Origin of the sequence: Streptomyces atriruber (assembly GCF_001418325.1) — a bacterium.
In the GTDB taxonomy this organism is placed as follows: Bacteria; Actinomycetota; Actinomycetes; order Streptomycetales; family Streptomycetaceae; genus Streptomyces; species Streptomyces atriruber.
The window spans coordinates 1-5,998 of record NZ_LIPN01000276.1 but is presented as its reverse complement, the minus strand read 5'-3'; the positions used below and the strand labels follow the sequence as shown (position 1 = coordinate 5,998).

At 73.3% G+C, this 5,998-nt stretch carries 3 protein-coding genes and 1 pseudogene; 2 read left to right on the top strand and 2 right to left on the bottom strand.

Features of this window, described 5'->3' with window-relative positions; all coding sequences use genetic code 11:
• Positions 1–323 (bottom strand): annotated as a pseudogene (locus AOK03_RS44295) (protein phosphatase 2C domain-containing protein); the annotation flags it as partial.
• Between the two features lie 130 nt (positions 324–453).
• Positions 454–4,224: a S8 family peptidase gene (locus tag AOK03_RS26765; protein WP_055567908.1), complete on the bottom strand. Its 3,771-nt coding sequence runs from the start codon at positions 4,222–4,224 to the stop codon at positions 454–456.
• A 213-nt stretch (positions 4,225–4,437) separates the two neighbouring features.
• Between AOK03_RS26765 and AOK03_RS26760 the strand changes: the two genes are divergently transcribed.
• On the top strand, positions 4,438–5,478 hold the full coding sequence (locus AOK03_RS26760; RefSeq protein ID WP_055567907.1) for a helix-turn-helix transcriptional regulator: 1,041 nt from the start codon (positions 4,438–4,440) through the stop codon (positions 5,476–5,478).
• A gap of 41 nt (positions 5,479–5,519) precedes the next feature.
• Positions 5,520–5,998 (top strand): DUF456 domain-containing protein (locus AOK03_RS26755; protein WP_055567906.1); only part of this gene is annotated, 479 nt, incomplete at its 3' end.

Sequence of the window (5,998 nt, the reverse complement as noted above, 5' to 3'; positions counted from 1 at the left end):
GCGGTGGGCGGCGGCGAGGGGGCGGTGGCGGTGAAGGTGGGCGGGGTGCGGTGCCGTCCCGTCGGCGCCGGGCGCTGCTCGGGAGGTTCCGGCTGCCCGGGAGGTTCCGGCTGCCCGGCCGGTGCGCGGGTGTCCGCAGCGGCAAAGTCCGCGGGGGCGCGCGGGGCGGGGAAGGGCTCCTGCACCGCGTCCGCCGCGGAGGCGAACCTGTCGTCCAGGGTGTCCGGTGCCGGGGCCGGACCCGTGTCCGGTGCGGCGTCGTCGTACAGCTGTCCCCACCAGTCGTCGTCGCGACCGCTGGGCCTGTCCCCCTGCTGGCTCATGCCCCTAATTTTCCACCGCGGAGGCCGTACGAAAACGGTGCATCCGGAAATTACGGCCATCTCGGCGGCGACAGAGGCCGCCGGGCGGGCCCACCCCCCACAGGAGGACCGCCCGGCGGGGCCGGTGTGGCTAGCGCACGTCGTAGGCGCGGGCCACGGTCTGTGCGACGGAGTTGCCGTGGGCGTCCGTCAGTTCGGTTCTGAGCCAGACCGGCTTGCCGGAAGCGCCCGCGTGGTTGACGGTCGCGCTCCACTTTCCGCGGTGTTCGGCGGTGGTCGCCGCCGTCCACGTCCGGCCCTCGTCGTACGAGTACGACAGCTTCGCTTTGGTGAGCGCGCCGGGCTCGTACCCCGCGTGCCCCGTCACGCCGAGTTCAATCCGCTGTCCGTCCTTCGCGGGCAGGGTCTTGAGTCCGTCCTCCGCGAGGGCGTACCGCGGGAAGAGCATCGGGATGCCCTGTGAGGCCGCGTTCTCGTCGAGGTGCGAGCGGAACGACCAGGTCGTCTCCGTCGACGTCGACCGGTGCCACACCCGTGAGCCGATCTTCGTGGTGGAGAGGGTGAGTTCGTACGCGGAGTCCTCGGCGGGGACGGTGAACACCCCGGACGGCCAGCCCGACTCCCCCACGACCTCGCCGTTCCGTTCGAGCTGCACGGAACCGATGTCGCCGAAGCTGCCCTGGATCCCGCCGTGTTCGGCGTCGGCCCAGAAGCCCGGGGCGACCCCGATCAGGTTCCCCTGGCGCTCACCGGCGAGCGCCGGTCTGCCCGCCGCGTCGCGCGGCGTGCCGGGGGTGAGGACGCCGTCGTACCAGTTCTCGGTGCGGCGCTCGCCCTTCTTGTACGTGCGCACCGGGTCGATCATGAACTCGCCGTACGGGAAGCTGCTGGACACCTGGTGGCCCCAGCCGGTTGTGCCCGCCGAGTAGTACTCGGTGCGCTTGCCGGGCGCCGGGACCGACGCGAGGCTGCCGAAGTAGATCTCCAGACCGGTGGGCCGGACCGCCGACGGCAGGTCCACGTAGTCCGTGGCCCGGCCCATCGCCCGGTACGTCGCCTCGTTCGCGGCGAGGTCCTTGTCCCGCACGCGGTAGGTGCGGTCATCACGGATCTGCCCCGTCTCGGGGAAGGCGAGGTTGTACACGTACGGGCTGCCGGCGGTCGCCCGCCACGTCAGCTCGGCCTTGCCCGAGGCCAGTCGGGACAGGACGTGTGCCGCTTCGTCCGGCTGGATGCCGAGCACCGGCAGCGGGGAGCCGGTGAACCCGGCGGACGGGTACCAGCGGCCGGGTGCCGAGCGGTGGGCGAGGACGGCGACCGCGCCCGCCTTCTTCGCGTCGTCGGCCACGGCGGCCACGTCACCGCTGTCGGGGGCCTTCACCAGAGCGATCTTTCCCTTGACGCCCGCGGCTTCGAGCTCCTGCGCCGTGCCCGACCCGGCGTCGACGACGGCCGCCCTGCCGGTGCCGTCGAGGTTGGCGGAGCCGGTGGACGCGGTCAGGGGGTGCAGCTTCCTGCCGCCCACGACGGCGAGTTCGGAGATCTGGGGCGCCGCGGCGCGCCAGTAGCTGCCGGACTCGAAGGTGCCGTCGGCGGGCTTCCCCTCGACGGACTGGTAGTAGGAGCGGATCGTGCGCGGTCCCGCCGCGGTGCCCGCATGCAGCCAGTTGTCCTTGCCCCAGGTGCGGGCGAAGGCGAGGGTGGCGCCGAGCACCTCGGAGGGCTTGTCCGTCCGGACGGCGAGGCGGTGCGCCTTGCGGGCGTCGAGGGTGATCGTGGTGTCCTTCTTCACCTCCACCTGGGGGCGGGCGAGATGGGCGAGGGAGTCGGTGAGCTTCCGGTCGCCTTCGGCGTCCCTGGTCTCTATGAAGCCGGTCAGGAAGTAGGAGCCGGGGCGGACCTGGTACGTCTGGTCGTTCGCGCCCTCGTTGAAGCGCCGCTCGCCGGTGGCGGTGTCGGTGCCGATGAGGTCGACGGACGACGCCCCGTCAGCAGGCCTGCCGTCGCGGTCGATCAGCTTCACGCGCAGGCTGACCGTCTCGGGCTGTACGTAGAGGGAGAAGGGCGTGGAGACGCGGGTGCCGCCGTCCGCCGTGGCCAGGACGCGTCCCGTGACGTCGCCGTACTGGGCGCGCTTCAGGTCCGCGTCGGGCGTGAGCTTCAGCGGCACCTTGACGGTGGCACCGGCGGGGACGGTCACGGAGCTCCGGGCGAGCCGCGCGACGCCGGAGCGCACGGCGGAGCCGTCGTTGCCGGTGACGCCTGCCACCGACAGCTTCAACTTCACGGCCTTGTCGGTGGTGTTGGTGTAGGGCACGTCGACCGTGGTGCGGTCCGAGGAGTCCTGCGGCCAGCCGAAGCTGCCGCCCTGCACGGCGGGCGAGCCGAGCACCTGCTGGTCGATGGCCGCCTTGGCGTCGAGGCGCCCGCCGCCGGTCTCGCGCGCGTCACCGGGGATGCTGCTGTCGGCGGAGGACACGAGCGCCGCCTTGATCTGCCGGGCGCTCCAGTCGGGGTGGCGCTGCTTGACCAGGGCGGCGGCGCCCGCGACGTGCGGGGTCGCCATCGACGTACCGCTCATGGACTGGTACGCGTGGAGGCCCCGGCCGCCCGCCGCCGCGGCGGAGATGCCGACGCCGGGCGCGGCGATCTCCGGCTTGAGGGTGTGCGAGCCGAACGCGGGCCCGCGGCTGGAGAAGGGGGCGGTGGTGTCGTCGCGGTCGACGGCGCCGACGGTCAGGACGCCGGGCGCGCAGCCCGGCGAGGAGACGGAGTTGAGGGACGGTCCCGTGTTGCCCGCCGCGATGACGAAGAGGGTGTCCTTCGCGGACTGCGCGAGCTCCTCGGTCGCCGTGCTCATCGGGTCGGTGCAGTCCGTCTGCGCCGGGTTGCCGAGGCTCATCGAGACGACGTCGGCCTTCTGGTCGACGGCCCACTGCATGCCTTCGATGATCCACGAAGTGGCCCCGGAGCCGCTGTCGTTGAGGACCTTTCCGTGCAGCAGCTCGGCGCCGGGCGCGACGCCCTTCTTCTTGCCGCCGCTCGCCGCGCCGGAGCCGCCGACGGTGGAGGTGGTGTGGGTGCCGTGGCCCTGGCGGTCCTCATTGTCCGGGGAGTCGGTGAAGTTCTTCGTCGCGCCGATGCGGCCCTTGAGGTCGGGGTGCTCGGCGTCGGCCCCGGTGTCCAGGACGGCGACCTTGGTGCCCTTGCCGTCGTAACCGGCGGCCCACGCCTCGGGGGCGTGCACCTGCTTGGTCGACCGGTCGAGGGTGGCCTCGACCTTGGCGTCGAGCCAGAGCTTCTTCAGATCGCCCGCGGCACGGGACCTGGGGTTCGTGATCTCCGCCCAGAAGGTGGCGGCCTTCTTCTTGTCGGCCTTCAGGGCGACGCCGTCGACGGGTTCGAGGACGGGGCCGCGCTCGGCGCCGCGCGGGGTGGCGGGCACCGCGCGGGCCACGTCGACGGACGCGTCGTACACGGCGATGAGCGGCAGCTTCTTGGAGTGCGCGTCGTCGTAGCCCTGACGGACGAGCCCGGTGACGTTGAAGAGCTCCTCGTCGACCAGGCCCGCGGCGATGGCGTGCACCGCGCCTTCGGGATAGACGTACAGGTTCTTGCCGGACTGCCGCGTCTGGATCAGCGGCGTCGTGCCGTCCTCGGCGGGCAGCGCGGAGGCCCCCGCCCCGTTCCTGCCGTCGGATCTCACCAGGATGCGGTCGCCCGTGACGAGGGTGACGACGGAGCTTCCCCCGCCCCGGGCGGCGCCCTGTGGCGCGGTCCCCGTCAGCGGCGGTCGTTCCGTCGCGGCCGCACGTGGCTCGGCCACGGACGGGGCGGCCGCGGTGACGGCGAGGGCGACGGCGGACGCCGCCCCCAGTGCCGTACGCGAGATCGGGCGCATCGCTCTCCCCAGGGTCGGTGGGTCGGTGGGCATGCAGGACCGCAGGCCAATAGGGCCCAAAGGCCGCATAAGCGGCCGCGGTTGGTGCTGCGGTGGCGTCACCTTGGCAGAGAGACGGGTGGTGCGGGGATGATGGACCGGGGCGGGTTTACGCCGTGGCTGTTTCCCGCCACGACGCCGTCCGAACGGAGCCATCGGGAGGGACGTCGCCGCATGCTGGCAGCGATCGGGCTGGACGAGACGCACGAGTCGGCGTACCGGGCGCTGGTGTCGGTGGGCGCCGCCGACGTGGCGGATCTCGCGCGCAGGCTCACCCTCGGCGAGCCGGAGACCGAGCGGACGCTGCGCCGTCTGGAGCGGCACGGGCTGGCCGCGCAGGCGTCCGGCAGGGCGGGCCGCTGGGTGGCGGCGCCGCCCGGTGTCGCGCTCGGCGCGCTCCTCACCCAGCAGCGGCACGAACTGGAGAAGGCCGAGCTCGCGGCGACCCTGCTCGCCGAGGAGTACCGCGCGCAGGCCACCGAGCCCACCGTCCACGACCTGGTCGAGGTGGTCACCGGCGCGGCGGCCGTCTCACAGCGCTTCCTCCAGCTGCAGCTGGGTGCGAGCGCCGAGGTGTGCGCGCTGGTCACCGGCAGCCCCGTCGCCATCACCGGCACGGAGAACAGCGCGGAGGAGCAGGCCACGGGGCGGGGCGTGCGCTACCGCGTCGTGGTCGAGCGCACGGTCCTGGACCTGCCGACGGGCCTCGTCGAGCTGTCCACGGCGATCGGCCGCGACGAGCAGGTGCGGGTGGTCGACCGCGTCCCGACCAAGCTGGTGATCGCCGACGGCACGCTCGCGATGGTGCCGCTGACCTCGCGCACGGCGGAACCCGCCGCGCTCGTCGTGCACGCCAGCGGCCTGCTCGAATCGCTGACGGGCCTCTTCGAGGCGGTGTGGCGGGACGCGCTGCCGCTGCGCCTCGGCGAGGACGGCAGCACCCTGACCGAGGAGGCGCGCGAGGGCCCGGACGGCACGGACCTGGAGATCCTGTCCCTGCTCCTCGCCGGTCTCACGGACGCGAGCGTCGCCAAACAGCTCGACCTGGGGCTGCGCACGGTGCAGCGCCGGGTGAAGCGGCTGATGGAGCTGACGGGCGTGACGACCCGGCTCCAGCTGGGCTGGCACGCGTACGAACGGGACTGGGTGGCGCGCCGCCCCCAACCAGTGCCGCACCCGGACCGTCCGCACCCCCGAGACCCGCACCAGGACTAACCTGACCTGCGGTTTCGCGCGATCTGCTGCACTCTGGGCAGATGGGAGCATGGGAACTCCTGCTGGTCGGCGTGGTGATGCTGCTCGGCCTGTGCGGAGTGCTGGTGCCCGGCGTGCCGGGGGCGTGGCTGGTGTGGGCCGCCGTCCTCTGGTGGACGCTGCAGGACCCGAACGGACTCGCCTGGGGCATCCTCGTCGGCGCGACGGTCGTGCTCCTCGCCGCACAGGCCGTGCGCTGGCAGCTGCCGCCCCGTCGGCTGCGCGAGAGCGGCGCGACGCGCCGGATGGCGGTCTTCGCCGGGGCGGGCGCGCTGCTCGGCTTCTGCGTCCTGCCCGTCATCGGGGCGATCCCCGGCTTCGTCGGCGGGATCTACGCCGGGGAACGGCTGCGGCTCGGCGGCCGCGGCGAGGCGGTGGCGGCGACGCGGACGGCCATGCGGATGGGCGGGGGCAGCGTGCTGACGGAGCTGTTCGCGTGCCTGCTGATCGTGGGGGCGTGGTTGGGGGCGTTGCTCTGGGG